Origin of the sequence: Pseudomonas sp. RtIB026 (assembly GCF_016861355.2) — a bacterium.
Taxonomy (GTDB): domain Bacteria; phylum Pseudomonadota; class Gammaproteobacteria; order Pseudomonadales; family Pseudomonadaceae; genus Aquipseudomonas; species Aquipseudomonas peradeniyensis.
In genome coordinates this window covers 5,340,517-5,367,075 of record NZ_AP023348.2, presented here as the reverse complement: position 1 = coordinate 5,367,075, position 26,559 = coordinate 5,340,517, and the positions used below count along the sequence as shown (strand labels likewise).

The window sequence follows — 26,559 nt, the reverse complement described above, 5'->3', positions numbered from 1 at the left end:
GCCCAGCATCGAAGGTTTGCACCCATGCGCTATATCAGTACCCGCGGCCAGGCTCCGGCCCTGAACTTCGAAGACGTCCTGCTGGCTGGCCTGGCCAGCGACGGCGGCCTGTACGTGCCCGAGAACCTGCCGCGCTTCACCCAGGAAGAAATCGCCTCCTGGGCGGGCCTGCCGTACCACGAACTGGCTTTCCGGGTGATGCGCCCGTTCGTCGAAGGCAGCATTGCCGACGCCGACTTCAAGAAGATTCTCGAAGAGACCTACGGCAACTTCGCCCACGCCGCCGTCGCGCCGCTGCGCCAGCTCAACGGCAACGAGTGGGTGATGGAGCTGTTCCACGGCCCGACCCTGGCCTTCAAGGACTTCGCCCTGCAACTGCTCGGCCGTCTGCTCGACCACGTGCTGGTCAAGCGCGGCGAGCGCGTGGTGATCGTCGGTGCCACCAGCGGTGACACAGGTTCCGCCGCCATCGAAGGCTGCCGCCGTTGCGACAACGTCGACATCTTCATCCTGCACCCGCACCAGCGTGTGTCGGAAGTGCAGCGCCGGCAGATGACCACCATCCTCGGCGACAACATCCACAACATCGCCATCGAAGGCAACTTCGACGACTGCCAGGAGATGGTCAAGGCCAGCTTCGCCGACCAGTCGTTCCTCAAGGGCACCCGCCTGGTGGCGGTGAACTCGATCAACTGGGCGCGGATCATGGCCCAGATCGTCTACTACTTCCACGCCGCCCTGCAGCTCGGCGGCCCGGCCCGTTCGGTGGCGTTCTCGGTGCCGACCGGCAACTTCGGCGACATCTTCGCCGGTTACCTGGCGCGCAACATGGGCCTGCCGATCAGCCAGCTGGTGGTGGCGACCAACCGCAACGACATCCTGCACCGCTTCATGAGCGGCAACCAGTACGTCAAGGACGCCCTGCACCCAACCCTGTCGCCGTCGATGGACATCATGGTCTCGTCCAACTTCGAGCGCCTGCTGTTCGACCTGCACGGTCGTAATGGCGCCGCGGTCGCCCAGCTGATGGACACCTTCAAGCAAGGCGGTGGCTTCAGCGTCGAGCAGGATCGCTGGACCGAGGCGCGCAAGCTGTTCGATTCGCTGGCCGTGACCGACGAACAGACCTGCGAGACCATCGCCGAGGTGTTCAAGGCCACCGGTGAAGTCCTCGATCCGCACACCGCGATCGGCGTCAAGGCCGCCCGCGAGTGCCGTCGCAGCCTGGATACGCCGATGGTGGTGCTGGGCACCGCGCATCCGGTCAAGTTCCCCGAGGCGGTGGAGAAGGCCGGTGTCGACAAGGCCCTGGAACTGCCGGCGCACCTGAGCGACCTGTTCAGCCGCGAAGAGCGTTGCACGGTGCTGGCCAACGACCTGAAGACGGTGCAGGCCTTCGTCAGCCAGCATGGCAACCGCGGCAAGCCGCTGTAAGCCGAGCACTACGCGAAAAAGCCCGTCCTAGACGGGCTTTTTCATGTCCACGACACAGGGTTTGGATCTTTCAGACTTTTCCCATGTAGTTCGATACATACCCCTACTAAAGTGGTCGCTCCAACCTACACGCCACACTGTTCCGGGGGAAGCTCATGCGTCAGCTCAATGTTCTTATCCACCAGGCTCGGCCCTACCACCAGATGCTGCTGCATCAGGCCTTCAATGCCCAGGGCGTCTACAGCGTCCGGGTCACCGATGACGTGCCGACCGCGACGGCGCGGCAGCGCCCGGTGGATGTACTGGTGCTCGACCAGCGCATGCCCAGGGGCTATGCCCGGCGCCTGTTCAAGTACCTGGTGCAGGCTTCCTGCGCGGGGGGATTGCTGTTCGTCGGGTGTGCTGGCGCGGGGGAAATGGATCTGGCGCTTGAGGCCCGCCAGTACGGTTTGAATGTGCTGGCAGAGTTGCCATGGCCGATGTCGATGGTAGGCCTGGAACAGGTGTTGGAGCGCCTCTGATCAGACGCTGGGTGGGCGCATCGAAACTGTCATGTTGTCCGCGCATGCTCGCGGTAACGGGCCACGGCGAACTTTCCGTCGGGCCCGATGGTCAGTTTCCTCGAACCTTAGCCAGCGAGTGATCCGGATGGAAAGAATCTGCAGACTGCTCAACGACGCTCTTTCCCCATACCAGGCCGAGCTTGGTACGCCCGACAGCCTTGGCAGTCGCCAGTTGACACTCTATGACGAGCACGGGGTGCGGATCCTGCAGCGCGGGGTCTGCACTCGTCAATTGGCGGAGCAGCAGTTGCTGGTTGATCTGGTCGATGGCCTGCACCGTGACTTGCAGATCGCCGAAGGCCGCCTGCAGCCCTGTGTGATCGCCGCCCTGCAACATCAGCGGCAGATACAAGGAACCTTTGCCTGACAGACCCATCAGATTCAGCAAGGGCCGTCTGATGGTGCTTTGCTCCGGTACCGTGCAGATTGTCACTGGAAGTCCCAAGGGCTTTCGCTTGACCCCGGTCGTCCTCCCCAGCGGCCGGGGTTTCTTTTTGCCCCGACTTCAAAACGCCCCTGTGCCATCGACTTCAGGGCGCTTCAGCGCGGCGACGGTTCACCCTGCTCGAAGAAGTGCCTGGCCTGCTCCAGGTAATCCTCCTGCAGCCCAGGGTCCAGCCAGTGGGCGTAGAGCTCGGGCAAGGTATCGCGACGCAATGCCGGCAGCAGTTGGTCGATATGGGCGATCGCCTCGCGCCCCAGCGGAGTATCCGAACAGCCTACATGCAGGAACTGGTAACGGTTCACGCCAAGGATGGGGTGGAAACTGTAGTCGTCCAGCGAGCCATTTTGCTGCTGGATCAGGTAACGCATCTCGGGCCAATAGCCGAGCACCAGTTGCAGGCGCCCCAATTGCTGCATCTGCAGCAGGCTGGCCGTGGCATCGTTGCCATAGTGTCGGCTGAACGCGGTATCAGGCAGTTGCCTGAGGACCTCATCGACCTGCACGCTGTAGCTGCGCTCGGCGACGATGCCCAGCTTCAGGCGGGTCTCGGCCAGCAAGCGCTGCAGGTCGACCTGCTGGCCCTCCAGGTAGGGCGCCAGCAGCGCCTGGTCTTGCTTGCGTACGATCAGGCCACTGCTCAGTACGCCCAGCGATGGTTGGGAGAAATGCACGTATCTGGCGCGGTCGGGGGTCCACAACAGGGTCGGGTCGCAGGTGAAACTGGGCTCCTGGAGCATCTGGATACCCCGGGCCCGGTTGACCCGGACGATGCTGTGGTCGTACTCGGGCATCCGGGCGATCAGCATCGGCAACAGCTGGTCGATCACCCCCTGGCCCTTGGCCGGCCCTTCGAAGATGGTAAACGGCGGCAGGTCGCGCACCAGCCATAGCAGGCGCTCCCTGGCCTCGACCGCCTGCCCCGCGAGTGCGGTCAGCAACAGGCAGAGCACGATGGGCAGATGGCGGATACGCATGGGGCCTGGGTCAGACCGTACCGGCCGCGCGCAGGCGGGCTATGGTGGTTGCGTCGTAGCCCAGGCTGGCCAGCACCGTGGCCGTGTGTTCGCCCAGGGCGGGGCCGACCCACTCGGCGGAGCCCGGCGTGTCGGACAGCTTGGGCACGATGCCCGGCATCTTGAATGGCTTGCCGTCCGGCAGTCGGGCCTGGAGGAACATCTCGCGGGCGAGGAACTGCGGATCGCCCAGCATGTCCTCGGCGGAGTAGATCCGGCTGGCTGGCACCTCGGCATCGTTCAGCGCCTGCATCACCTCGGCCAGTGGCAGGCTGTTGGCCCAGCGGTCGATGACCCCGTACAGCTCGTCGCGGCGCGCATCGCGACCGTCGTTGGTGGCCAGTGCGGCATCGTTGGCCAGGTCGTCACGGCCGATGGCCTGCATGAAACGCTTGAAGATCGCATCGCCATTGGCGCCGATCTGCACGTGACGGCCATCGGCGGTGGTGTGGATGCAGGAGGGGGTGATGCCCGGCATGATGTTGCCGGTGCGTTCGCGGATGAAGCCGAACACGTCGAACTCCGGGACCATGCTCTCCATCATGGCGAAGATCGCTTCGTACAGCGCCACGTCCACCACCTGGCCTGCGCCACCGTTGACCTCGCGATGACGCAGGGCCATCAGCGCACCGATTACACCCCACAGGGCGGCGATGGAATCGCCGATGGAGATCCCGGTACGAACCGGCGGGCGGTCCTCGAAACCGGTGATGTAGCGCAGCCCGCCCATGGACTCGCCGACCGCGCCGAAGCCCGGTTGGTCTTTCATCGGCCCGGTCTGGCCGAAGCCCGACAGGCGCACCATGACCAGACGCGGGTTGAGGGCGTGGAGCACGTCCCAACCCAGCCCCAGTTTCTCCAGCACGCCAGGGCGGAAGTTCTCGATCAGTATGTCGGCGTCGGCCAGCAGGCGCTTGAGCACGTCGAGGCCTTCCGGGTGCTTGAGATTGAGGGTCAGCGACTGCTTGTTGCGGGCCTGGACGAACCACCACAGCGAGGTGCCCTCGTAGAGCTTGCGCCATTTGCGCAGCGGATCGCCGCCATCGGGGGATTCGACCTTGATCACCTCGGCGCCGAACTCGGCGCAGATCCGTGAGGCGAACGGGCCGGCGATCAGGGTGCCGAGCTCGATGACTTTCAGGCCGGCGAGGGGTTTGCTGGGCGTAGGCATGGGGCATCCGTGGCGGCTGGGCGTGAGCGCAGGTTGTATCACAGCTCGGCGGTGGCAGGTATATCGGCGTTGTCTGATCCGGCGCAGATGGCCTGGATCGGTTAGACTGTGCGACTTTTCCCCCGCAAGAAGCCCAGCGCCCATGGCCCAGCCGTCCACCACCTACAAGTTCGAACTGAATCTGACCGACCTCGACCGCGGCGTGTACGAGAGCGTCAAGCAGACGATCGCCCGCCACCCTTCGGAAACCGAAGAGCGGATGGCCGTGCGCCTGCTGGCCTATGCCCTCTGGTACAACGAAAACCTGTCCTTCGGCCGGGGCCTGTCGGATGTCGATGAAGCGGCGGTGTGGGAAAAGAGCCTGGATGACCGCATCCTGCATTGGATCGAGGTTGGCCAGCCCGATGCCGATCGCTTGACCTGGTGCTCGCGTCGTACCGAGCGCACCAGCCTGCTGGCCTATGGCAGCCTGCGGGTCTGGACGACCAAGGTGCTGGGCGCGGTGAAGGGGCTGAAGAACCTGAACGTCGCCGCCGTGCCGCAAGAAGTGCTGGAAACCCTGGCCACCGATATGCCCCGTGCCATCAAGTGGGACGTGATGATCAGCGAAGGTACCGTATTCGTCACCGACGACCGTGGCCAGCACGAAGTGCAACTGGAGTGGCTGCTCGGCGAGCGCGGCTGACCCGATTCACACTGGATTATCGAAGACCCCATGCGTATCGAACCTCGTCCCCTGCCGTCGCCCCTGCCATTGCTGGGCAACCTGCCACCCCTGTTGACCCGCCTGTACGCCGCCCGTGGCGTGCAGTCCGAGGCTGAACTGGACAAGAGCCTGGCGCGCCTGCTGCCGTTCCAGCAGCTCAAGGGCATCGAAGTGGCGGTGGACCTGCTGGTCGAGGCGCTCGACCAGCGCCAGCGCATTCTCATCGTCGGCGACTTCGACGCCGACGGCGCCACCGCCAGTACTGTCGGTGTGCTTGGCCTGCGCCTGCTGGGCGCGGCGCATGTCGACTACCTTGTGCCCAATCGCTTCGAGTATGGCTATGGCCTGACCCCGGAGATTGTCGAGGTCGCCCTGCAGCGCCAGCCGCAGTTGCTGATCACCGTGGACAACGGTATCTCCAGCGTCGACGGCGTCGCAGCGGCCAAGGCTGCCGGACTCAAGGTGCTGGTCACCGACCACCACTTGCCGGGCGAACAGTTGCCCGCCGCCGATGCCATCGTCAACCCGAACCAGCCGGGCTGCGGGTTCCCGAGCAAGTCCCTGGCCGGCGTGGGGGTGATCTTCTACGTGCTGATGGCCCTGCGCGCGCGCCTGCGCAGCCTGGGGCGCTACGAGGCGCAGCCGCAGCCGAACATCGGCGAGCTGCTCGACCTGGTGGCGCTGGGCAGCGTCGCCGACGTGGTGCCGCTGGATGCCAACAACCGCATCCTGGTGCACCAGGGGCTGGAGCGCATCCGCGCCGGCCGCGCTCGCCCCGGGCTCAAGGCCATCCTCGAGGTGGCGCGGCGCGATCATCGACGCATTACCTCCACCGACCTGGGCTTCATCCTCGGCCCTCGACTCAATGCCGCCGGGCGTCTGGACGACATGAGCCTGGGCATCGAGTGCCTGTTGTGCGATGACGCGGCGCTGGCGCTGGACATGGCCCAGCAGCTCGATGGCCTGAACCAGGATCGCAAGTCCATCGAGCAGGGCATGCAGCGTGAGGCGCTGGCCCAGCTCAAGGACCTGCCGGTCGAGTCCATGCCCTATGGCCTGTGCCTGTTCGACGCCGACTGGCACCAGGGGGTGATCGGTATCCTCGCCTCGCGGTTGAAGGAGCGTTACCACCGTCCGACCATTGCTTTCGCCGATGCGGGGGAGGGGATGCTCAAGGGGTCGGCGCGTTCGGTAGCGGGGTTTCATATCCGCGATGCGCTGGATGCCGTGGCGGCGCGGCATCCGGCTTTGATCAGCAAGTTTGGCGGGCACGCGATGGCGGCGGGGTTGTCGCTGCCGGCCGAGCACTTCCCGGCGTTTGCCGAGGCGTTCGATGAAGAGGTGCGGCGGCAACTGCGTGAGGATGACCTGACCGGTCGGCTGTTGTCCGATGGCACCCTGGCGGTCGAGGAGTTTCACCTGGACCTGGCGCGGGCATTACGCAATGCCGGGCCGTGGGGGCAGCACTTTCCCGAGCCGTTGTTCCATGGGGTGTTCCAGCTGGTCGAACAGCGGGTGGTCGGGGAGCGGCATCTGAAGGTGGTGCTCAAGAGCGAGTGTGGGGCGGTGCGGTTGGATGGGATTGCGTTTGGGGTTGATCGGGAGGTTTGGCCGAACCCTACTGTGCGGTGGGTGGAGTTGGCTTACAAGCTGGATGTGAATGAGTTTCGGGGGAATGAGAGTGTGCAGTTGATGATTGCTCACATGGAAGCTCGGTGATTTTGTTTTGATTGGTTAACTGGTTGTTTTGAGGGTTGTATGCGCATTCATTTGTGATGTCGACGCTTATTCACCTTTCCGCCCTTACGGCGGGTAACTTTTTGAAGGATCAAAAAGTCACCAAAAAATCCTCGCGGTATGACTCACCCACATGGGTTACAAATCAGTTCACGCACATAGGTAACAGTCTTTAACTGGCAGGGTCGGTTTTCGAGGATCTGACCATGCCTTGGCGAGAGCTGAAACCTATGGACCTGAAAATGCTTTTCATCGCGGATTACCTACAGGGGGCGCCCAGCTTCAGCGCCCTGTGCCAGGCCTACGAGATCAGCCGAAAGACCGGCTACAAATGGGTCGAGCGATATGAGAAAGAGGGGCCTTCGGGGCTGGAAGAACGCAGCCGCCGCCGGTTGACCCAGGACTGGATCGTGCCTGTTGCAGTTCGCGAAGCCATTATCGAACTGCGCAGTCGAGGCGAAACGGAACCGGGTCCGAAAAAGATCCAGGCTGCGCTGCAGGAGCGTTTCCCTGATCAGGCGCCGCCGTCGAAGACAGCGATCTACAACATCCTCAAGAAGGCCGAGTTGGTCAAACCACGCCGCTTACGTCAGCGGGTAGCGGTCTATCCCAAGCCCCTGGAGAAGGCAGAGTCGCCTAACCAACTGTTCAGTGCGGACTACAAAGGCCAATTTCTGACAGGTGCAGGCGTCTGGTGCTATCCGCTGACGATCATGGATCACGCCAGTCGCTTCCTGCTCGCCTGCCACAGCATGCCCAACACCAATCTTCTGGAAACGCAGGCCGTTTTCACCCAAGTGTTCCGGGAGAATGGCCTGCCTGAGCGGATTCGTACCGATAACGGTGTGCCGTTTGCCAGTAAGGGGCGTGCGGGACTTTCCCAGCTGTCGATCTGGTGGCTGCGTCTAGGCATCATTCCCGAGCGCATTGCGCCTGGTCGGCCTGAACAAAATGGCCGCCACGAACGCATGCATCGGACGCTCAAAAGCACGCTACCATCGCCGCCGGCAGTGGCCTGGGAGGCTCAACAACGGCACTTTGATCGCTTCCGGCAGCACTACAATCACGAGCGCTTGCATGAAGCGTTGAAGCAGAAAACACCGGCGTCTTGCTACCAACCCTCGCCGCGCCCATTCCCTGAAAAACTCCCCGAGATGACCTATCCCAGCCATATTGAGAGCTTGCCAGCGGATAGCTGCGGCATCATCAACCGCCGCGGCTTGAGGATCTACGTAGGTTATGTGCTCAAGCACCAGACCATTGGCCTGGAGCAGGTTGGGGATGGCGTCTGGGATGTTATTTTCGGTCCCATCATCCTTGGCAGGGTCGATGTGCGAGATGCCACTGATGGTTATGTAACACTCAAGGTGTTGTCACCTATGTGAGTGAACTTTTGTGTAACCCATGTGGGTGACCCGTACATCGCTCCATTCATCCGGCCCTACGCTTCGCTCCGGGTCCCCTCACTCCGGCCTTGCTCCCGGGAGGACCGCGCTGCAGGGCCCATCCTGGGCCCCAGCGCTTGACGGGCATCCATGCCCGTCACCTCCCTTCGCAAGACCTCCGTTCGGCCTCCTGAAGTCGCGAAGTTACGAGCGGCGCCTGGACTGGCGCAGCTGTCGCTAGTTGGAAATTAATTGATCTCTCGACTGTATCGCGGGGCAAGCCCGCTCCCACGCAATAGTCGCCGTTATATATAACCCTGTAGGAGCGGGCTTGCCCCGCGAAAGGGCCGGAACAGCCAATTCATAAATAGCTGTCAAACAACTAAATTCGAATTTCTTGCTCTTGCTCTTGCTCTTGCTCTTGCTCTTGCTCTTGCTCTTGCTCTTGCTCTTGCTCTTGCTCTTGCTCTTGCTTCTAAGCGCGCAATAGTCCAGGCGCCACCAATTGCGACTTCAGGAGGCCGAGCGGAGTTCTTGCGGAGGGAGGTGACGGGCATGGATGGCCGTCAAGCGCTGCGCCCCAGGATGGGGCGTTCAGCGCGGTCCTCCCGGGAGCAAGAACGGAGCGAGGGAACCCCGAAGCGAAGCGTAGGGGCCGGATGAATGGAGCGAGGATTTTTTGGTTCCTTTTTGATCCTTCAAAAAGGGACCCGCCGTAAGGGCGGAAAGGTGACTATGCGTCCCCATCGCCAATGAATGCGCATAAAAAAATCAAAACTATCATCCCCAAACCCAAGCCCCCCAGAACACCCCCCACCCCATGGTCTAGTCTGAAACCTACCGGTACCGGCCCACCCCCAAACCACAAAAGCCGGCCCGGAAACCATTGGAGTCCCTGGGAGGTGCCCCATGAGCCTGCTGCTCGAGCCATACACCCTGCGTCAGCTGACCCTGCCCAACCGCATCGCCGTATCCCCCATGTGCCAGTACTCCGCCGTAGACGGCCTGGCCAACGACTGGCACCTGGTCCACCTCGGCAGCCGCGCGGTCGGTGGCGCGGGTCTGGTGATCAGCGAGGCGGTCGCGGTCACCGCCGACGGACGTATCACCGCCGAGGACCTCGGCTTATGGACCGACGACCAGATCAAACCCCTGCAACGCATCACCCGTTTCATCACCGCCCAGGGTGCCGTCCCCGGTATCCAGCTGGCCCATGCCGGGCGCAAGGCCAGCACCCACAGGCCATGGCTCGGCAAGCAGGGCAGCGTCAAGATCGAGGACGGCGGCTGGCAACCGGTCGGGCCATCGAAGATCGCCTTCGACCCACAGCACACCGCGCCACGTGAACTGACCAAGGACGAGATCCAGGACGTGGTCGCCGCGTTCGTCGCCGCCACCGAGCGGGCATTGCAGGCCGGCTTCAAGGTGGTCGAGATCCACGCCGCCCACGGCTACCTGCTCCACCAGTTCCTCTCGCCCCTGAGCAACCAGCGCCGCGATGAATACGGCAGCTGCTTCGAAAACCGCATCCGCCTGACCCTGCAGGTTGCCGAGGCGGTACGCAAGGCCTGGCCGCAGGAGCTGCCGCTGTTTGTGCGGGTATCGGCCACCGATTGGGTCGAGGATGGCTGGAACCCGGACGAGACCGTCGAGCTGGCCCGTCGCCTGCGCGCCCTAGGTGTCGACCTGATCGACGTGTCGTCAGGAGGCACCTCGGTCAATGCCGAGATCCCCACCGGCCCCGGCTACCAGACCCGCTTTGCCGAACGGGTACGCAAGGAGTCGGAAATCGCCACCGGCACCGTCGGCATGATCACCGAACCAGCCCAGGCCGAGCATATCCTGCGCACCGGTCAGGCCGATGTGATCTTCCTTGCCCGCGAGCTGCTGCGCGACCCGTACTGGCCATTGCATGCCGACGACGACCTGGGTGGCAACAAGGCGACCTGGCCGGCGCAGTATCAGCGGGCCACCAGCCGGGCCAACCCCATCCACGAGTCGGACCTGCGCGACTGACTCAGCGACAGGCTGCCTGGCTGAGAATGTCGCTGACCCACTGGTTGATACTCTTCTGCGCCAGCTCGGCCTTGGCCGCCACGCTGGCGTGGAGGGTGGGCTCCAGGCGCAGGCTGAGTTTTCCGGAGTAGGTCTTCTGCGGTTCGCGCCCCAGGCGCTGGCAGGTTTCGAGGTAGTCATCGACGGCTTCCTCGAACGCCTGGCGCAGTTCGCTGATCGATTCGCCATGGAAGCCGATCACATCGCGGATGCCGGCGACATGGCCAACCAGCAGCTGGTCTTCGTCGCTGTATTCGATGCGGGCCGAGTAGCCGCGGTAGTTCATCACATTCATGGGGTAACTCCTGCCTGCTCCAGGAACTGGCGGGCATCGCGCACCTGATAGGGCTTGGCGTGCCGGTCGGGGTGAGGGCGATGGAAGGTCGCGACCTCGCCATTGAGCTCGAACCGCACGCGTGAACCCCTGCCTTCGATCACCCGAGCACCGAGCGAAACCAGCAGGGACTCCAGGCGCGACCAGTCCAGCGTTCGTGGAACGGGCTTCTTGAAGGCGAGTTCGAGTAACGCACGTTGATGATTATTCATGGTATCATTCTGTGATACCAGTACCGCAAAGCTCAATAGATCAACGGTAGGGCGCCGCAGGGGCAATTCGTGGGAAATGTCGCGCGGTTGTGCGGAAAAACCGCTGCGCCATGGTAACGCTCCCTACTGGAAGCAACTGGCGCAGCCAACAAACCAAGCTGGGCAACATCTGGATGCAAATGCGTTAAGCGTGGCTTCAGCTAGCCGGCCTACTCTGGAGCCCTACCTACTTTGGATGCTTGCGAGGTCTGCCAGATGAACACCCGTGGTCTGCTCGATCAGCTGTTGAAAACCGGTCAATCCATGCTGCAGAACCAACAGGGCAAGGGCACCAGTCACAAGGGCTCCGGTAGCCTCGGCAGCCTGCTGTCCGGTGCCGGTGGTGGCGCATTGGCGGCGGGAGCCATGGGCCTGCTGCTGGGGAACAAGAAGGCGCGCAAGTACGGCGGCAAGGCGCTCACTTACGGCGGATTGGCCGCGCTTGGCGTGCTGGCCTACAAGGCCTATGGCAACTGGCAGGCGCGCCAGGGCGCGGGCAATCACGAGCCGCAGACCCTCGACCGCCTGCCGCCGGCCCAGGCCGAGCAGCATAGCCAGGCCGTGCTTCGGGCGTTGGTGGCAGCGGCCAAGTCCGATGGCCATATCGACGAACGCGAGCGGGCGTTGATCGAGGGCGAGTTCACCCGCCTGGACAGCGACCGCGAGTTGCAGCACTGGCTGCATGCCGAACTGAACAAGCCGCTGGACCCGGCCGAGGTCGCCCGCGCCGCGCAGACCCCGGAAATGGCCGCCGAGATGTACCTGGCCAGTGTGATGATGGTCGATCAGGAGAACTTCATGGAGCGCGCTTATCTCGATGAGTTGGCCCGCCAGCTGCGCCTCGACCCGAACCTGCGCCAGGAGCTGGAGAACCAGGTCAGGCTTGCCGCGGGTCAATGAACCGGCATTTGGCCACCTGAACGGGCACGGACGCCTGAATACCGCCACATTCAGCCGCAATTGAACGGGAAGCCTGGGCTATACTTCGGCGATTTTTCCCGCTCGTATCGAATTCCTGAGGGCTGAATGTGAAGAACTGGACCTTGCGCCAACGGATCCTGGCAAGTTTCGCCGTGATCATCGCCATCATGCTGCTGATGATCGTGGCCGCCTACTCGCGGCTGGTGGCGATCGAGTCCAGCGAGGAAGCCGTGGGGTCCGACAGCATCCCCGGCGTCTACTACAGCTCGATGATCCGCAGTGCCTGGGTCGACAGCTACGTCACCAGCCAGCAACTGGTGGGGCTGTCCAACCACCGCGAGATCACCACGGCCGATCTTGAGTTGTTCAAGGGCTTTGATGATCGCCTCAAGAAACATATGGCCAGCTACCAGGCGACCATCCGCGACGCGGCCGACCAGGCAGCTTTCGATGACTTCACCCGTCTGGAGGAGGAGTACGTCAAGCTCGTCGACCAGGTCCTGGAGACCTACCGCCAGAAGAACTACCCCGAAGCCCAGCGCTTGATCATGGATGTGCTCACGCCAGCCTGGAAGGAAGGGCGCCAGCATTTGAACGAAGTGATCGAGCGTAACCGCGAGTCCGCCGACAAGGCCACCAACGACATCGTCAGCGCGGTCAACACCGCCAAGGGCAGCATGATCGTCTCGTTGCTGCTGGCCATCATCGCCGCCGTTGTCTGCGGCCTGCTGCTCATGCGCGCGATCACCGCACCCATGCTGCGAATCGTCCATGGGTTGGACGGCCTGCGCTCCGGCGATCTGAGCATGCGCCTGAACCTGGACCGCAAGGATGAGTTCGGCGCGATCGAGGGGGGCTTCAACGAGATGGCCGAGTCGCTGGCCAACCTGGTGGCCCAGGCCCAGCGCTCGTCGGTGCAGGTGACCACCTCGGTCACCGAGATCGCCGCCACCTCCAAGCAGCAACAGGCCACCGCCACCGAAACCGCCGCCACCACCACCGAGATCGGCGCCACGTCGCGGGAAATAGCCGCCACCTCGCGGGACCTGGTGCGCACCATGACCGAAGTCACCAGCGCCGCCGACCAGGCTTCGAGCCTCGCTGGCTCCGGCCAGCAGGGCCTGGCACGCATGGAAGAAACCATGCACCAGGTGATGGGCGCCGCCGACCTGGTCAATGCCAAGCTGGCGATCCTCAATGAGAAGGCCAGCAACATCACGCAAATGGTGGTGACCATCGTCAAGGTCGCCGACCAGACCAACCTGCTGTCACTTAACGCCGCCATCGAGGCGGAGAAGGCCGGTGAATACGGTCGCGGTTTCGCCGTGGTCGCCACCGAGGTGCGGCGCCTGGCCGACCAGACCGCCGTGGCCACCTACGACATCGAGCAGATGGTGCGCGAGATCCAGTCGGCGGTGTCGGCCGGGGTGATGGGGATGGACAAGTTCTCCGAGGAAGTGCGCCGCGGCATGTTCGAGGTGCAGCAGGTCGGTGAGCAACTGAGCCAGATCATCCACCAGGTGCAGGCGCTGGCGCCGCGGGTGCTGATGGTCAACGAGGGCATGCAGGCCCAGGCCACTGGCGCCGAGCAGATCAACCAGGCACTGGCCCAGCTCAGTGATGCCAGCACCCAGACCGTCGAGTCGCTGCGTCAGGCCAGCTTTGCCATAGACGAACTGAGCCAGGTGGCCGCCGGGCTGCGCGGTGGTGTGTCGCGGTTCAAAGTCTGACGAAGATGAACGACATGTCCCCCCGCGAGGCGCGCGCCACCACTGAAAAGGGTGTGCTGTACCTGCAGTTTCGCATCGCCGACCAGCGTTTCGCCCTGGATGTGCGCGAGGTGATCGAGGTCCTGCCGCATCGTGCGCTCAAACCCATTGCCCAGGCCCCGGCCTGGGTGGCCGGCGTGCTCGCCCATCGCGGTGCGCTGGTGCCGGTGATCGACCTGTCGGCGCTCAGTTTCGGCTCGCCGGCGCAATCGCGTAGCAGCACGCGCCTGGTGCTGGTGCATTACCGCGTCGATCCACAGCGCCCGCAGTTGCAGTTGGGGCTGATCCTGGAGCAGGCCACCGACACCCTGCGCTGCGCGCCCGACGACTTCCAGCCCTACGGCCTGGACAATGCCGAGGCACGTTACCTCGGGCCGGTGCGCCAGGATGCACGGGGCTTGCTGCAACGCATCGAGGTGGACGACCTGCTGTCGGACGCGGTGCGCGAGTTGCTGTATCCGCTGGAGCCAGGGCAGGTGCAGGCATGATTGAGCAACGTTTCTTTCGCTTCCTGCAGGAGCGCATCGGCCTGGACGTCGAGTCGGTCGGCGCGGCAATGGTCGAGCGTGCCTTGCGCCAGCGCTGCACCCTCGTGCAGGCGGTAAACCTGGACGACTACTGGCTGCGCCTGCAGCAGTCGACCGATGAGCAGCAGGCCCTGATCGAGGCAGTCATCGTTCCGGAAACCTGGTTCTTCCGCTACCCCGAATCCTTCACTGCGTTGGCGGGGCTGGCCCACAAACGCGTGGCTGAACTGGCCGGTGCCCGGCCTCTGCGTATCCTCAGCCTGCCGTGCTCCACCGGCGAGGAGCCGTATTCGATCGCCATGGCGTTGCTCGACGGCGGGCTGAGCCCCGGGGCATTCCGTATCGACGGCATCGACATCAGCCCCAGCTCGGTGGCCAAGGGCGAGCAAGGTGTTTATGGCCGCAATTCCTTCCGCGGCAGTGAGCTGGCCTTCCGCGAGCGGCATTTCACCGCCGTCGACGAGGCCCATCGCCTGGATGCGCGGGTGCGCCAGCAGGTCAGCCTGCAGGTGGGCAACGTGCTCGATCCGGCGCTGCGGGCGCGTGAAGGCCTCTACGATTTCGTGTTCTGTCGTAATCTGCTGATCTATTTCGACGTGCCGACCCAGCAGCGGGTGTTCGAAGTGCTCAAGCACCTGACCCATGCCCAGGGCGTCCTGTTCATCGGCCCGGCCGAGGGTAGCCTGCTGGCGCGCCTGGGCATGCGACCGCTGGGGATCGCCCAGTCATTTGCCTACGTGCGTCAGGATGAAGCGCCGCCGGTCGTCATTGCCAAGCCGGCGCCGGTGGCCCGCCCAGCAGTCGCGCCACCCGTGCCACCGCGGGTCGTTGCGTTGCCGTCACGGATCGGCAGGACGAGCGCCGCGCCAGTCGCCAAGGCGATGCCTGCCGAGGATGAGGCGCAACTGCTGGCCCGCATCGCCCAGCATGCCAATGCCGGCGACAGCGCCCAGGCCAGGGAAGGCTGCGAGCGCTATCTGCGCAAGTTCGCGCCCAAGGCACAGGTCTATTACTGGCTGGGGTTGCTCAGCGACACCGAGGGCGATGCCGCGCAGGCCATCACCCATTACCGCAAGGCCCTCTATCTCGAACCACAGCATCCAGAGGCGCTCATGCACCTGGCCATGCTGCTGGCCGCGCAGGGCGACGAGGCGGGCGCGCGGCGCCTGCAGGAGCGTGCTGCTCGGGCTGGCCGGGAGTCTGAACGATGAGCGGCGGATACCATATGCAACTGATCGCCCACGATGACGAGCAGATCGATGACTGCTGGAACCGTATCGGGGTGCATGGCGACAAGCAGTGCCCCTTGCTGCCACGGCATGTGCACTGCCGCAACTGCGAGGTCTATGCCGAGGCGGCCACGCGCCTGCTCGACCGTTATGCGCTGATCCAGGATGAACAGCTCGAGGCGCCAGTCGTGCAGGAAGAGGCGATCGGCCGCTCGATGCTGCTGTTCCGCCTGGGCGAGGAATGGTTGGCCCTGGCCACCGCCTGCCTGGCCGAGATCGCCCCGTTGCAGCCGGTGCACTCGTTGCCTCACCAGCGTTCGCGGGTGCTGCAGGGGGTCGCCAATGTGCGCGGTGCACTGGTGCCTTGCTTGTCGCTGGCCGACCTGCTGGGCGTGCTGATCGAGGCGGGCAGTGAGCGCGGCGGGCGGAGCATGCCGCGCATGCTGATCCTGGCGGCCGAAGGCGGGCCGGTGGTGGTGCCGGTGGACGAGATCGACGGTATCCATCGCCTCGACCCGGCGAGCCTGGACAATGGCCGCGATGCGGCGCACTTCACTGCGGCGGTGCTGCAGTGGCGCGGGCGCAGCGTGCGTGTGCTGGATGAACAACACCTGATGTCAGCCGTGAAGCGGAGCCTCTCATGACCCCGGAGCAAATGCGCGATGCGTCGCTGCTCGAGCTGTTCAGCCTGGAGGCCGAGGCCCAGACCCAGGTGCTCAGCGCGGGCCTGATGGCGCTGGAGCGCAACCCCGCGCAACCCGATCAGCTCGAGGCCTGCATGCGTGCGGCGCACTCGCTCAAGGGGGCGGCGCGGATCGTTGGCATCGACGCCGGGGTCAGTGTCGCCCACGTCATGGAAGACTGCCTGGTAGCAGCCCAGGAGGGCCGCCTGCTGCTGCGCCCCGAGCATATCGACGCGCTGCTACAGGGCAGCGACCTGCTGATGCGTATCGCCACGCCGGGCGATCAGGACAGCGAAGCCGCCGTGGCGGTGTTCCTGGCGCAGATGGCGGCTTTGCTCGACCCCTCGGCGCCAATGCTGGCCAACGCGCAGCCGAGTGCACCGAGCCTGCCGCCTGTCGTCCAGCCCGCACTGCCGGAGCCCGAGCCCCTGCCGCCACCGGAGCCCGACGTCGAAGCGGAACCGATGCCTGCCCGCAAGGCCGGAAAACGCGGTGGCGAGGGCGGCGAGCGGGTGTTGCGGGTCACCGCCGACCGACTGAACAGCCTGCTGGACCTGTCGAGCAAGTCGCTGGTCGAGACCCAGCGTCTGAAGCCTTACCTGGCCACTCTGCAGCGCCTGAAGCGCATGCATGGCCAGGGCATGCGGGGGCTCGACGGGCTGAAGGCCCAGCTGGAGGAGAGCGGCCAGGGGCCGGAGGTGCTCGAAGCCCTGGCCCAGACCCAGCAATTGCTGGCCGAGACTCAGCAGATCCTGTTGCAACAGGCCGCTGACCTGGACGAGTTCGGCTGGCAGGCCAGCCAGCGTGCGCAGTTGCTGTACGACACGGCACTGGCCTGTCGCATGCGTCCGTTCGCCGATGTGCTGACCGGGCAGAGCCGGATGGTCCGCGACCTTGGCCGCTCGCTGGACAAGCCCGTACGCCTGCTGATTGAAGGCGAGAAGACTCAGGTCGACCGCGATGTGCTGGAAAAGCTCGAGGCGCCGTTGACCCACCTGCTGCGCAATGCGGTCGATCACGGCATCGAGCTGCCCGAGCAGCGCCTGCTGGCCGGCAAGCCAAGCGAGGGCACGGTACGCCTGCGTGCTTCGCACCAGGCCGGATTGCTGATCCTCGAATTGTCCGATGACGGTGCCGGTATTGATCTGCAGCGTCTGCGCCGCAGTATCGTCGAGCGTGCCCTGTCGCCGGCCGAGACCGTGGCGCAGATGAGCGAGGCCGAGCTGCTGACGTTCCTGTTCCTGCCGGGCTTCAGCCTGCGCGACACGGTCACCGAGGTGTCCGGTCGCGGTGTCGGGCTGGACGCGGTGCAGCACATGGTCCGCGACCTGCGCGGGTCCATCGAGTTGACCCAGGTGGCGGGGCAGGGCTGCTGCTTCCACCTGGAAGTGCCGTTGACCCTGTCGGTGGTGCGCAGCCTGGTGGTCGAGGTGGGCGGCGAGGCTTATGCCTTCCCCCTGGCGCATATCGAGCGCACCGTCGAAGTGCCGGCCGAGGCCATCGTGCAGATCGAAGGCCGTCAGCACTTCTGGCACGAAGGGCGGCATATCGGCCTGGTGGCCGCCAGCCAGTTGCTCAACCGACCGGCGGCCCAGGGCGATGAACAGAGCCTTCGGGTAGTGGTGATCCGCGAGCGCGATCAGCTCTATGGAGTGGCGGTCGAGCGGCTGATCGGCGAACGGGTGCTGGTGGTGATGCCGCTGGACGCGCGCCTGGGCAAGGTCCAGGACATTTCCGCCGGCGCCCTGCTCGATGATGGCTCGGTAGTGCTGATTGTCGATGTCGAGGACCTGCTGCGCTCGGTGGACAAACTGCTCAGCACCGGCCGTCTGGAGCGTATCGAACGGGGCGGACGGGGCGGCAAGGGCGTGACACGCAAGCGCATCCTGGTGGTCGACGACTCGCTCACGGTACGCGAGCTGCAGCGCAAGCTGCTGGGCAACCGCGGCTATGACGTGGCGGTGGCTGTCGATGGCATGGACGGCTGGAACGCCCTGCGCAGCGATGATTTCGACCTGCTGATCACCGACATCGACATGCCGCGCATGGACGGTATCGAGTTGGTCACCTTGGTAAGGCGCGACAATCGCCTGCAATCGCTGCCGGTGATGGTGGTGTCCTACAAGGATCGTGAAGAAGACCGGCGTCGTGGACTGGATGCCGGCGCCGACTATTATTTGGCCAAGGCCAGCTTCCATGACGATGCGTTGCTGGAGGCGGTCGTGGAGCTGATCGGAGGTGCCCAGGGATGAGAATCGCCATCGTCAACGACATGCCCATGGCCGTGGAGGCCCTGCGCCGTGCGTTGGCATTCGAGCCCGCGCATCAGGTGATCTGGGTGGCGGGCAATGGCGCCGAGGCGGTGCGCCTGTGCGCCGAGCAGACCCCGGACCTGATCCTCATGGACCTGATCATGCCGGTGATGGACGGTGTCGAGGCCACCCGGCGGATCATGGCCGAGACTCCCTGCGCCATCGTCATCGTCACGGTGGACCGCAAGCAGAATGTGCACCGGGTATTCGAGGCCATGGGCCATGGCGCCCTGGATGTGGTCGACACACCGGCGCTGGGCGCGGGCGACGCCCGGGAGGCGGCCGCGCCGCTGTTGCGCAAGATCCTCAACATCGGCTGGCTGATCGGGCAGCAGCGTCCAAGCGCTGCCCGGGCGGTGGCCGCGCCGCTGCGCGAGGCGTCGCAGCGGCGAGCACTGGTGGCCATCGGTTCTTCGGCGGGAGGGCCGGCGGCGTTGGAAGTGCTGCTCAAGGGCCTGCCGCGCACTTTCCCGGCGGCCATCGTGCTGGTCCAGCATGTCGACCAGGTGTTCGCCGCTGGCATGGCCGAATGGCTCAGCACCGCGTCCGGCCTGCCGGTGCGCCTGGCCCGCGAGGGTGAGCCTCCGCAGCCGGGGCAGGTGCTGCTGGCCGGCACCAATCACCATATCCGCCTGCTGAGGAATGGCGAGCTGGCCTACACTGCCGAGCCCGTCAACGAAATCTACCGGCCCTCGATCGACGTGTTCTTCGAGAGCGTGGCGCGCTACTGGTCTGGCGATGCGGTGGGCGTGCTGCTTACCGGGATGGGACGCGATGGCGCCCAGGGCCTGAAACTGATGCGCCAGCAGGGCTTCCTGACCATCGCCCAGGACCAGCAGAGCAGCGCGGTATACGGCATGCCCAAGGCTGCCGCGGCGATCGACGCGGCGGTGGAAATCCGTCCGCTGGAGCGAATTGCCGGGCGACTGATGGAAATCTTTTCGAAATGACGATATGTATTGAGGCGCGCCGCGTGGCCGGCGGTCAACGGGTGACTACGGATGAATGATCTACCGATCGAAGGTTTCACGACCATCAACGAAAGCGCGGCGATGGTCCTGTTGGTCGACGATCAGGCGATGATCGGCGAAGCCGTGCGCCGTGGTCTGGCCCACGAAGAGAACATCGACTTCCACTTCTGCGCCGACCCGCACCAGGCGGTGGCCCAGGCCATGCGCATCAAGCCCACGGTGATCCTTCAGGACCTGATCATGCCGGGTCTCGACGGCCTGACCCTGGTGCGCGAGTACCGCAACAACCCGGCCACCCAGGACATCCCGATCATCGTCCTGTCGACCAAGGAGGACCCGCTGGTCAAGAGCGCGGCCTTCGCCGCCGGGGCCAACGACTACCTGGTGAAGCTGCCGGACACCATCGAGCTGGTGGCGCGTATCCGCTATCACTCGCGCTCGTACCTGACGTTGTTGCAGCGCGACGAGGCCTATCGCGCCCTGCGGGTGAGCCAGCAGCAGTTGCTCGACACCAATCTGATGCTGCAGCGGTTGATGAACTCGGACGGTCTCACCGGGCTGTCCAACCGCCGTCACTTCGACGAGTACCTGGAGCTTGAGTGGCGCCGGGCTATTCGTGAGCAGCAGCAGTTGTCGTTGCTGATGGTCGATGTCGATTACTTCAAGGCGTTCAACGACAGTTTCGGCCACCTGGCCGGTGACGAGGCCCTGCGGCAGGTGGCCGAGGCCATACGTGGCTGCTGTTCGCGGCCGACCGACCTGCCGGCGCGATACGGCGGCGAGGAGTTCGCCCTGGTGCTGCCCAACACTTCGCCTGGTGGTGCGCGGCTGGTGGCGGAAAAGCTGCGCCAGACCATCATGGGCCTGAAGATCGCCCACACCGTGCCCGAGGCGGCCTCGCACCTGACTGTAAGTATCGGTCTGGCGACCTTGACGCCGAGTGTCGGCAGTCATTGTCGGCAATTGATTTCGGCGGCGGACAAGGGGTTGTATCTGGCCAAGAACAGCGGGCGTAATCAAGTCGGGATTGCCTAAGTGAGTTCCCGCGGGGTGTTAGTGTTTTCAGAACTTACTAACCCTGCGGGACCGGCTTGTCGGCAGAGGCCATAAATTACAATTGCTGGCTAAAACCTAAACTCCAATTTCTTCGCTCTTCGCTCTTCGCTCTTTGCTCTTTGCTCTTTGCTCTTTGCTCTTTGCTCTTTGCTCTTTGCTCTTCGCTCTTCGCTCTTGCTTCTAAGTGCGCGGTAGATCAGGCAACACCAATTGCGACTTCAGGAGGCCGAGCGGAGTTCTTGCGAAGGGAGGTGACGGGCATGGATGCCCGTCAAGCGCTGCGCCCCAGGATGGGGCGTTCAGCGCGGTCCTCCCGGGAGCAAGAACGGAGCGAGGGGACCCCGGAGCGAAGCGTAGGGGCCGGATGAATGGAGCGAGGATTTTTTGGTTCCTTTTTGATCCTTCAAAAAGGGACCCGCCGTAAGGGCGGAAAGGTGACTTTGCGTCACTATCGCAAATGAATGCGCCTATAACTTTCAAAGCTCATGCTTTAAAAGTCAAAGTCAAAGTCAAAGTCAAAGTCAAAGTCAAAGTCAAAGTCAAAGTCAAAGTCAAAGTCAAAGTCAAAGTCAAAGTCAAAGTCAAAGTCGGTCGGTGCTGGTTTTAATAGTTGTAAGTGCATTCATTTTCGATGTCGACGCATAGTCACCTTTTCGCCCTTACGGCGAGTTCCTTTTTGAAGGATCAAAAAGGAACCAAAAAATCCTCGCGGTATGACTCACCCACATGGGTTACAAATCAGTTCACGCACATAGGTAACAGTCTTTAACTGGCAGGGTCGGTTTTCGAGGATCTGACCATGCCTTGGCGAGAGCTGAAACCTATGGACCTGAAAATGCTTTTCATCGCGGATTACCTACAGGGGGCGCCCAGCTTCAGCGCCCTGTGCCAGGCCTACGAGATCAGCCGAAAGACCGGCTACAAATGGGTCGAGCGATATGAGAAAGAGGGGCCTTCGGGGCTGGAAGAACGCAGCCGCCGCCGGTTGACCCAGGACTGGATCGTGCCTGTTGCAGTTCGCGAAGCCATTATCGAACTGCGCAGTCGAGGCGAAACGGAACCGGGTCCGAAAAAGATCCAGGCTGCGCTGCAGGAGCGTTTCCCTGATCAGGCGCCGCCGTCGAAGACAGCGATCTACAACATCCTCAAGAAGGCCGAGTTGGTCAAACCACGCCGCTTACGTCAGCGGGTAGCGGTCTATCCCAAGCCCCTGGAGAAGGCAGAGTCGCCTAACCAACTGTTCAGTGCGGACTACAAAGGCCAATTTCTGACAGGTGCAGGCGTCTGGTGCTATCCGCTGACGATCATGGATCACGCCAGTCGCTTCCTGCTCGCCTGCCACAGCATGCCCAACACCAATCTTCTGGAAACGCAGGCCGTTTTCACCCAAGTGTTCCGGGAGAATGGCCTGCCTGAGCGGATTCGTACCGATAACGGTGTGCCGTTTGCCAGTAAGGGGCGTGCGGGACTTTCCCAGCTGTCGATCTGGTGGCTGCGTCTAGGCATCATTCCCGAGCGCATTGCGCCTGGTCGGCCTGAACAAAATGGCCGCCACGAACGCATGCATCGGACGCTCAAAAGCACGCTACCATCGCCGCCGGCAGTGGCCTGGGAGGCTCAACAACGGCACTTTGATCGCTTCCGGCAGCACTACAATCACGAGCGCTTGCATGAAGCGTTGAAGCAGAAAACACCGGCGTCTTGCTACCAACCCTCGCCGCGCCCATTCCCTGAAAAACTCCCCGAGATGACCTATCCCAGCCATATTGAGAGCTTGCCAGCGGATAGCTGCGGCATCATCAACCGCCGCGGCTTGAGGATCTACGTAGGTTATGTGCTCAAGCACCAGACCATTGGCCTGGAGCAGGTTGGGGATGGCGTCTGGGATGTTATTTTCGGTCCCATCATCCTTGGCAGGGTCGATGTGCGAGATGCCACTGATGGTTATGTAACACTCAAGGTGTTGTCACCTATGTGAGTGAACTTTTGTGTAACCCATGTGGGTGACCCGTACATCGCTCCATTCATCCGGCCCTCCGCTTCGCTACGGGTTCCCTCACTCCGGCCTTGCTCCCGGGAGGACCGCGCTGCAGGGCCCATCCTGGGCCCCAGCGCTTGACGGGCATCCATGCCCGTCACCTCCCTCCGCAAGGCCTGCGTTCGGCCTCCTGAAGTCGCGAAGGTACGGGCGGCGCCTGGGATGACGCAGCTGTCGCTAGCGGGTTATGGGGCTAGACTCCTGATCGGCAACGGCAACGGCAACGGCAACGGCAACGGCAACGGCAACGCCGGAAATAGGGCGTAATGGGGATTGCGTCCAGACCGCCCGGCGGGTCTGCCGCCAGCCCCCAGACTCGGTTATACTCGCGGGCTTTTCACCGAATTCGCACGAGAGCTGCCCGCCCATGGAAATCCAACCGATCCTGAACACCATCAAGGACCTCACCGAGCGTTCCCAGTCCATTCGGGGGTATCTTTGACTACGATCACAAACATGATCGTCTGGTCGAAGTAAACCGCGAGCTGGAAGACGCCGCCGTCTGGAACAAGCCCGAATACGCCCAGGCCCTGGGCCGCGAGCGCGCCATGCTGGCGCAGGTGGTCGAAACCCTCGACAAACTGTCCAATGGCCTTGGCGACTGCAAGGACCTGCTCGACATGGCCGTCGAAGAAGGTGACGAAGGCGCCGTCAGCGATGTCGTGACCGAGCTGCAAGGGCTGGAGGAATCCCTCGCCCTGCTCGAGTTCCGTCGCATGTTCAGCGGCGAGATGGACCCGAACAACGCCTACCTGGACATCCAGGCCGGCTCCGGCGGCACCGAGGCCCAGGACTGGGCCAACATCCTGCTGCGCATGTACCTGCGTTGGGCCGACAAGCGTGGTTTCGACGCCACCATCATCGAACTGTCCGAGGGCGAAGTCGCCGGCATCAAGGGCGCCACCGTGCACATCAAGGGCGAGTACGCCTTCGGCTGGCTGCGCACCGAGATCGGCGTGCACCGCCTGGTGCGCAAGAGCCCGTTCGACTCCGGGGCCCGTCGCCACACCTCGTTCTCGGCGGTGTTCGTCTCGCCCGAGATCGACGACAAAGTCGAGATCGAGATCAACCCGTCCGACCTGCGCATCGACACCTACCGCTCCTCGGGCGCCGGTGGTCAGCACGTCAACACCACCGACTCGGCCGTACGTATCACCCACGTACCGACCAACACCGTGGTGGCCTGCCAGAACGAACGTTCGCAGCACGCCAACAAGGATACCGCCATGAAAATGCTGCGGGCCAAGTTGTACGAGCTGGAAATGCAAAAGCGCAACGCCGCCTCGCAAGCCCTGGAAGACAGCAAGTCGGACATCGGCTGGGGCCACCAGATCCGCTCCTACGTACTGGATGACTCGCGCATCAAGGACCTGCGTACCGGCGTCGAGCGCAGCGACTGCAACAAGGTGCTCGACGGTGATATCGACGAATACCTGGAAGCGAGCCTCAAGCAGGGCCTGTAACCCGTACACCACCGCCGCGATACCAGGCCCGACGGGCCGGTATCGCCTGCCCTGCCCGACAGGGGCAACGAACACCTGATGGAAAGAATGACGACATGAGCGACCTCAAGACCGAAGCGCAAGACCTGCAACAGGAAGAAAACGCCCTGATCGCCCTGCGCAAGGAAAAACTTGCCGCCGAGCGCGCCAAGGGCAATGCCTTCCCCAACGACTTCCGCCGCGACAGCTACTGCAACGATCTGCAGAAGCAGTACGCGGACAAGACCAAGGAAGAGCTGGAAGCAGCCGGCATTCCGGTCAAGGTCGCCGGTCGCATCATGCTCAACCGTGGCTCGTTCATGGTCATCCAGGACATGACCGGTCGCATCCAGGTCTACGTCAACCGCAAGACCCTGCCAGAAGAAACCCTGGCTGCGGTCAAGACCTGGGACCTGGGCGACATCATCAGCGCCGAAGGCACCCTGGCCCGTTCCGGCAAGGGCGACCTGTACGTCGAGATGACCAACGTGCGCCTGCTGACCAAGTCGCTGCGCCCGCTGCCGGACAAGCACCACGGCCTGACCGACACCGAGCAGCGCTACCGCCAGCGCTACGTCGACCTGATGGTCAACGAGGAAACCCGCCACACCTTCCGTGTGCGTTCGCAGGTGATCTCGCACATCCGCAAGTTCCTCATCGAGCGCGACTTCCTCGAAGTCGAAACCCCGATGCTGCAGACCATCCCAGGCGGCGCCGCGGCCAAGCCGTTCGAAACCCACCACAACTCCCTGGACATGGCCATGTTCCTGCGCATTGCGCCGGAGCTGTACCTCAAGCGCCTGGTGGTCGGTGGCTTCGAGAAGGTGTTCGAGATCAACCGCAACTTCCGTAACGAAGGCGTTTCGACTCGTCATAACCCCGAGTTCACCATGCTCGAGTTCTACCAGGCCTACGCCGACTACCGCGACAACATGGACCTCACCGAGGAACTGTTCCGCGAGCTGGCGCAGCTGGTACTGGGCAGCACCGACGTGCCGTACGGCGACAAGGTGTTCCACTTCGGCGAGCCGTTCGTGCGCCTGTCGGTGTTCGACTCGATCCTCAAGTACAACCCGCAGCTCACCGCCGCCGACCTGCAGGACGTCGACCGTGCTCGCGAGATCGCCAAGAAAGCCGGCGCCAAGGTGCTCGGCCACGAAGGCCTGGGCAAGCTGCAGGTGATGATTTTCGAAGAGCTGGTCGAGCACAAGCTGGAACAGCCGCACTTCATCACCGAGTACCCGTTCGAAGTCTCGCCGCTGGCCCGTCGCAACGACGACAACCCGGCCGTGACCGACCGCTTCGAGCTGTTCATCGGTGGCCGCGAAATCGCCAACGCCTACTCCGAGCTCAACGATGCCGAAGACCAGGCCGAGCGCTTCCTGGCCCAGGTGGCCGAGAAGGACGCCGGTGACGACGAGGCCATGCACTATGACGCCGACTTCGTTCGTGCCCTGGAGTACGGCATGCCGCCGACCGCCGGTGAGGGCATCGGTATCGACCGTCTGGTGATGCTGCTGACCAACTCGCCGTCGATCCGTGATGTGATCCTGTTCCCGCACATGCGCCCACAGGCCTGAGCGATCTGAACAAGCCGCCTTTCGAGGCGGCTTTTTCATGCCTGAAGCTCTATGTTGTCAGTGCTGGCCTCTTCGCGGGTAAACCCGCTCCCACAGGGGAGTCGCACTTAACCTGTGGGAGCGGGTTTACCCGCGAAGAGGCCGGCACCGGCAACCCACTGTTCATGAGGTACCTCCAGTGACCCCCGCAATGCCCCACCAGGGCGCCGCCGGCATCGCCACCGCCGTCGCCGAGAGCGTGCAGTACCAGGGCCGCAAGACCGCCCGCCAGGGCAGCGAACAGCGCCGCCAGCAGATCCTCGACGCTGCCATGCGCATCGTCGTGCGCGATGGCGTGCGCGGCGTGCGCCACCGCGCCGTGGCCGCCGAGGCCGCTGTACCGTTGTCGGCCACCACCTACTACTTCAAGGACATCCAGGACCTGCTGGCCGATACCTTCGCCCAGTACGTCGAGCGCAGCGCGGCCTACATGGCCAAGCTCTGGACCAACACCGAAGGCGTGCTGCGCCAGTTGCTGGCCCAGGGCGACGGCAGCCCCGAGGCCCGGGCGCACCTGGCCGATGAAGTGGCGCGCATGCTGGCAGACTACGTCCTGCGCCAACTGAACAACCGCCGCGACTTCCTCATGGCCGAGCAAGCCTTTCGCCAGGAGGCGCTGCTGTGCCCACGCCTGGCCGAACTGGTGCAGGCCCACGAGCAGATCCTGCTGCATGGCGCGCGGCAGATCCTGCAGGTGGTTGGCTCGCGCCAGCCCGAGCAGGATGCCCAGATGTTGACGGCGATAATCGAGCAGATGGAATATCAGGGCCTGCTCAAGGATGCGAATGCGCAGGCCGATGAGCAGATGCTCGCTATCCTTGTCCGATACCTGCAGATGGTGCTGGCCTCGGCCTGAGTG

At 63.7% G+C, this 26,559-nt stretch carries 23 protein-coding genes; 19 read left to right on the top strand and 4 right to left on the bottom strand.

The genetic code is table 11. The features are described 5' to 3' along the window. The first annotated feature begins 24 nt into the window (after positions 1-24). The 3 genes from thrC to PRtIB026_RS24010 all read left to right on the top strand — a co-directional run bounded on the left by thrC (position 25) and on the right by PRtIB026_RS24010 (position 2,364). Positions 25-1,434 carry a threonine synthase gene (thrC, locus tag PRtIB026_RS24020; RefSeq protein ID WP_203651031.1) on the top strand — a complete coding sequence of 470 codons (1,410 nt, stop codon included), beginning with the start codon at positions 25-27 and terminating at the stop codon, positions 1,432-1,434. A 155-nt stretch (positions 1,435-1,589) separates the two neighbouring features. Continuing rightward, complete coding sequence (locus PRtIB026_RS24015) at positions 1,590-1,955, top strand: hypothetical protein (RefSeq protein ID WP_050704208.1); 366 nt, start codon at positions 1,590-1,592, stop codon at positions 1,953-1,955. 127 nt (positions 1,956-2,082) lie between these two features. After that, the gene (locus PRtIB026_RS24010; RefSeq protein ID WP_203651032.1) at positions 2,083-2,364 is read left to right on the top strand and encodes a DUF3509 domain-containing protein; all 282 of its coding nucleotides are present in this window, start codon (positions 2,083-2,085) and stop codon (positions 2,362-2,364) included. Positions 2,365-2,537: 173 nt separating this feature from the next. Here PRtIB026_RS24010 and PRtIB026_RS24005 read toward each other — a convergent pair whose 3' ends face one another. Beyond that, positions 2,538-3,416 carry a TIGR02285 family protein gene (locus tag PRtIB026_RS24005; protein WP_203651033.1) on the bottom strand — a complete coding sequence of 293 codons (879 nt, stop codon included), beginning with the start codon at positions 3,414-3,416 and terminating at the stop codon, positions 2,538-2,540. A 10-nt stretch (positions 3,417-3,426) separates the two neighbouring features. Beyond that, positions 3,427-4,626, bottom strand: a complete 1,200-nt coding sequence (locus PRtIB026_RS24000) for a CaiB/BaiF CoA transferase family protein (RefSeq protein ID WP_203651034.1) — start codon at positions 4,624-4,626, stop codon at positions 3,427-3,429. Positions 4,627-4,768: 142 nt separating this feature from the next. Here PRtIB026_RS24000 and PRtIB026_RS23995 point away from each other — a divergent pair, with 142 nt between their 5' ends. The 4 genes from PRtIB026_RS23995 to PRtIB026_RS23980 all read left to right on the top strand — a co-directional run bounded on the left by PRtIB026_RS23995 (position 4,769) and on the right by PRtIB026_RS23980 (position 10,470). Further along, positions 4,769-5,311: a YaeQ family protein gene (locus tag PRtIB026_RS23995; RefSeq protein WP_203651035.1), complete on the top strand. Its 543-nt coding sequence runs from the start codon at positions 4,769-4,771 to the stop codon at positions 5,309-5,311. 30 nt (positions 5,312-5,341) lie between these two features. Further along, a complete protein-coding gene (gene recJ, locus PRtIB026_RS23990) occupies positions 5,342-7,051 on the top strand; it encodes a single-stranded-DNA-specific exonuclease RecJ (RefSeq protein WP_203651037.1) in 1,710 nt (569 codons plus the stop codon). 224 nt (positions 7,052-7,275) lie between these two features. Beyond that, positions 7,276-8,454 (top strand): integrase core domain-containing protein, encoded by a 1,179-nt coding sequence (locus tag PRtIB026_RS23985; protein WP_203647529.1) that lies wholly within the window; start codon positions 7,276-7,278, stop codon positions 8,452-8,454. 909 nt (positions 8,455-9,363) lie between these two features. Further along, positions 9,364-10,470: an NADH:flavin oxidoreductase/NADH oxidase gene (locus PRtIB026_RS23980; RefSeq protein WP_234563051.1), complete on the top strand. Its 1,107-nt coding sequence runs from the start codon at positions 9,364-9,366 to the stop codon at positions 10,468-10,470. 1 nt (position 10,471) lies between these two features. Here the strand turns inward: PRtIB026_RS23980 and PRtIB026_RS23975 are convergent, their stop codons facing one another. Together PRtIB026_RS23975 and PRtIB026_RS23970 are read right to left on the bottom strand one after the other, a co-directional pair. Next, on the bottom strand, positions 10,472-10,804 hold the full coding sequence (locus tag PRtIB026_RS23975; RefSeq protein WP_050704363.1) for a type II toxin-antitoxin system HicB family antitoxin: 333 nt from the start codon (positions 10,802-10,804) through the stop codon (positions 10,472-10,474). Continuing rightward, complete coding sequence (locus PRtIB026_RS23970) at positions 10,801-11,055, bottom strand: type II toxin-antitoxin system HicA family toxin (protein ID WP_203651039.1); 255 nt, start codon at positions 11,053-11,055, stop codon at positions 10,801-10,803. Before PRtIB026_RS23970 ends, PRtIB026_RS23975 begins: the two co-directional genes overlap by 4 nt. A gap of 255 nt (positions 11,056-11,310) precedes the next feature. Between PRtIB026_RS23970 and PRtIB026_RS23965 the strand changes: the two genes are divergently transcribed. The 12 genes from PRtIB026_RS23965 (at position 11,311) to PRtIB026_RS23910 (ending at position 26,556) form a co-directional block, all read left to right on the top strand. Next, positions 11,311-11,994, top strand: a complete 684-nt coding sequence (locus PRtIB026_RS23965; protein WP_203651040.1) for a tellurite resistance TerB family protein — start codon at positions 11,311-11,313, stop codon at positions 11,992-11,994. A 128-nt stretch (positions 11,995-12,122) separates the two neighbouring features. Next, positions 12,123-13,745, top strand: a complete 1,623-nt coding sequence (locus PRtIB026_RS23960) for a methyl-accepting chemotaxis protein (RefSeq protein WP_232857707.1) — start codon at positions 12,123-12,125, stop codon at positions 13,743-13,745. Between the two features lie 5 nt (positions 13,746-13,750). Next, positions 13,751-14,272, top strand: coding sequence for a chemotaxis protein CheW (locus PRtIB026_RS23955; protein WP_203651041.1), 522 nt, complete (start codon positions 13,751-13,753; stop codon positions 14,270-14,272). Beyond that, positions 14,269-15,522 (top strand): CheR family methyltransferase, encoded by a 1,254-nt coding sequence (locus PRtIB026_RS23950; RefSeq protein WP_203651042.1) that lies wholly within the window; start codon positions 14,269-14,271, stop codon positions 15,520-15,522. The genes PRtIB026_RS23955 and PRtIB026_RS23950 overlap by 4 nt, the downstream gene beginning before the upstream one ends. Next, the gene (locus tag PRtIB026_RS23945) at positions 15,519-16,184 is read left to right on the top strand and encodes a chemotaxis protein CheW (protein WP_244670964.1); all 666 of its coding nucleotides are present in this window, start codon (positions 15,519-15,521) and stop codon (positions 16,182-16,184) included. The genes PRtIB026_RS23950 and PRtIB026_RS23945 overlap by 4 nt, the downstream gene beginning before the upstream one ends. Continuing rightward, a complete protein-coding gene (locus PRtIB026_RS23940; RefSeq protein WP_203651043.1) occupies positions 16,181-18,475 on the top strand; it encodes a hybrid sensor histidine kinase/response regulator in 2,295 nt (764 codons plus the stop codon). Before PRtIB026_RS23945 ends, PRtIB026_RS23940 begins: the two co-directional genes overlap by 4 nt. Next, a complete protein-coding gene (locus PRtIB026_RS23935) occupies positions 18,472-19,485 on the top strand; it encodes a chemotaxis response regulator protein-glutamate methylesterase (protein WP_203651051.1) in 1,014 nt (337 codons plus the stop codon). Before PRtIB026_RS23940 ends, PRtIB026_RS23935 begins: the two co-directional genes overlap by 4 nt. A gap of 51 nt (positions 19,486-19,536) precedes the next feature. After that, the gene (locus tag PRtIB026_RS23930) at positions 19,537-20,541 is read left to right on the top strand and encodes a response regulator (RefSeq protein WP_050704372.1); all 1,005 of its coding nucleotides are present in this window, start codon (positions 19,537-19,539) and stop codon (positions 20,539-20,541) included. An 820-nt stretch (positions 20,542-21,361) separates the two neighbouring features. Then, a complete protein-coding gene (locus PRtIB026_RS23925; protein ID WP_203647529.1) occupies positions 21,362-22,540 on the top strand; it encodes an integrase core domain-containing protein in 1,179 nt (392 codons plus the stop codon). Positions 22,541-22,967: 427 nt separating this feature from the next. Further along, positions 22,968-24,063 (top strand): peptide chain release factor 2 gene (gene prfB, locus PRtIB026_RS23920; protein WP_203651053.1). Its coding sequence is split into 2 segments (ribosomal slippage): positions 22,968-23,039 and positions 23,041-24,063, totalling 1,095 coding nucleotides; the frame shifts between segments, so codons are not numbered across the junction. 95 nt (positions 24,064-24,158) lie between these two features. After that, positions 24,159-25,661 carry a lysine--tRNA ligase gene (gene lysS, locus PRtIB026_RS23915; RefSeq protein ID WP_203651055.1) on the top strand — a complete coding sequence of 501 codons (1,503 nt, stop codon included), beginning with the start codon at positions 24,159-24,161 and terminating at the stop codon, positions 25,659-25,661. A gap of 190 nt (positions 25,662-25,851) precedes the next feature. Then, positions 25,852-26,556 (top strand): TetR/AcrR family transcriptional regulator, encoded by a 705-nt coding sequence (locus tag PRtIB026_RS23910; protein WP_203652602.1) that lies wholly within the window; start codon positions 25,852-25,854, stop codon positions 26,554-26,556. The last annotated feature ends 3 nt before the right edge of the window (positions 26,557-26,559 follow it).

What these genes read in the sequence shown, in the direction of transcription:
- thrC (WP_203651031.1), top strand. Translation starts at nt 25, where the DNA reads ATGCGCTATATCAGTACCCGCGGCCAGGCTCCGGCCCTGAACTTCGAA.
- PRtIB026_RS24015 (WP_050704208.1), top strand. Translation starts at nt 1,590, where the DNA reads ATGCGTCAGCTCAATGTTCTTATCCACCAGGCTCGGCCCTACCACCAG.
- PRtIB026_RS24010 (WP_203651032.1), top strand. Translation starts at nt 2,083, where the DNA reads ATGGAAAGAATCTGCAGACTGCTCAACGACGCTCTTTCCCCATACCAG.
- PRtIB026_RS24005 (WP_203651033.1), bottom strand. Translation starts at nt 3,416, where the DNA reads ATGCGTATCCGCCATCTGCCCATCGTGCTCTGCCTGTTGCTGACCGCA.
- PRtIB026_RS24000 (WP_203651034.1), bottom strand. Translation starts at nt 4,626, where the DNA reads ATGCCTACGCCCAGCAAACCCCTCGCCGGCCTGAAAGTCATCGAGCTC.
- PRtIB026_RS23995 (WP_203651035.1), top strand. Translation starts at nt 4,769, where the DNA reads ATGGCCCAGCCGTCCACCACCTACAAGTTCGAACTGAATCTGACCGAC.
- recJ (WP_203651037.1), top strand. Translation starts at nt 5,342, where the DNA reads ATGCGTATCGAACCTCGTCCCCTGCCGTCGCCCCTGCCATTGCTGGGC.
- PRtIB026_RS23985 (WP_203647529.1), top strand. Translation starts at nt 7,276, where the DNA reads ATGCCTTGGCGAGAGCTGAAACCTATGGACCTGAAAATGCTTTTCATC.
- PRtIB026_RS23980 (WP_234563051.1), top strand. Translation starts at nt 9,364, where the DNA reads ATGAGCCTGCTGCTCGAGCCATACACCCTGCGTCAGCTGACCCTGCCC.
- PRtIB026_RS23975 (WP_050704363.1), bottom strand. Translation starts at nt 10,804, where the DNA reads ATGAATGTGATGAACTACCGCGGCTACTCGGCCCGCATCGAATACAGC.
- PRtIB026_RS23970 (WP_203651039.1), bottom strand. Translation starts at nt 11,055, where the DNA reads ATGAATAATCATCAACGTGCGTTACTCGAACTCGCCTTCAAGAAGCCC.
- PRtIB026_RS23965 (WP_203651040.1), top strand. Translation starts at nt 11,311, where the DNA reads ATGAACACCCGTGGTCTGCTCGATCAGCTGTTGAAAACCGGTCAATCC.
- PRtIB026_RS23955 (WP_203651041.1), top strand. Translation starts at nt 13,751, where the DNA reads ATGAACGACATGTCCCCCCGCGAGGCGCGCGCCACCACTGAAAAGGGT.
- PRtIB026_RS23950 (WP_203651042.1), top strand. Translation starts at nt 14,269, where the DNA reads ATGATTGAGCAACGTTTCTTTCGCTTCCTGCAGGAGCGCATCGGCCTG.
- PRtIB026_RS23945 (WP_244670964.1), top strand. Translation starts at nt 15,519, where the DNA reads ATGAGCGGCGGATACCATATGCAACTGATCGCCCACGATGACGAGCAG.
- PRtIB026_RS23940 (WP_203651043.1), top strand. Translation starts at nt 16,181, where the DNA reads ATGACCCCGGAGCAAATGCGCGATGCGTCGCTGCTCGAGCTGTTCAGC.
- PRtIB026_RS23935 (WP_203651051.1), top strand. Translation starts at nt 18,472, where the DNA reads ATGAGAATCGCCATCGTCAACGACATGCCCATGGCCGTGGAGGCCCTG.
- PRtIB026_RS23930 (WP_050704372.1), top strand. Translation starts at nt 19,537, where the DNA reads ATGAATGATCTACCGATCGAAGGTTTCACGACCATCAACGAAAGCGCG.
- PRtIB026_RS23925 (WP_203647529.1), top strand. Translation starts at nt 21,362, where the DNA reads ATGCCTTGGCGAGAGCTGAAACCTATGGACCTGAAAATGCTTTTCATC.
- lysS (WP_203651055.1), top strand. Translation starts at nt 24,159, where the DNA reads ATGAGCGACCTCAAGACCGAAGCGCAAGACCTGCAACAGGAAGAAAAC.
- PRtIB026_RS23910 (WP_203652602.1), top strand. Translation starts at nt 25,852, where the DNA reads ATGCCCCACCAGGGCGCCGCCGGCATCGCCACCGCCGTCGCCGAGAGC.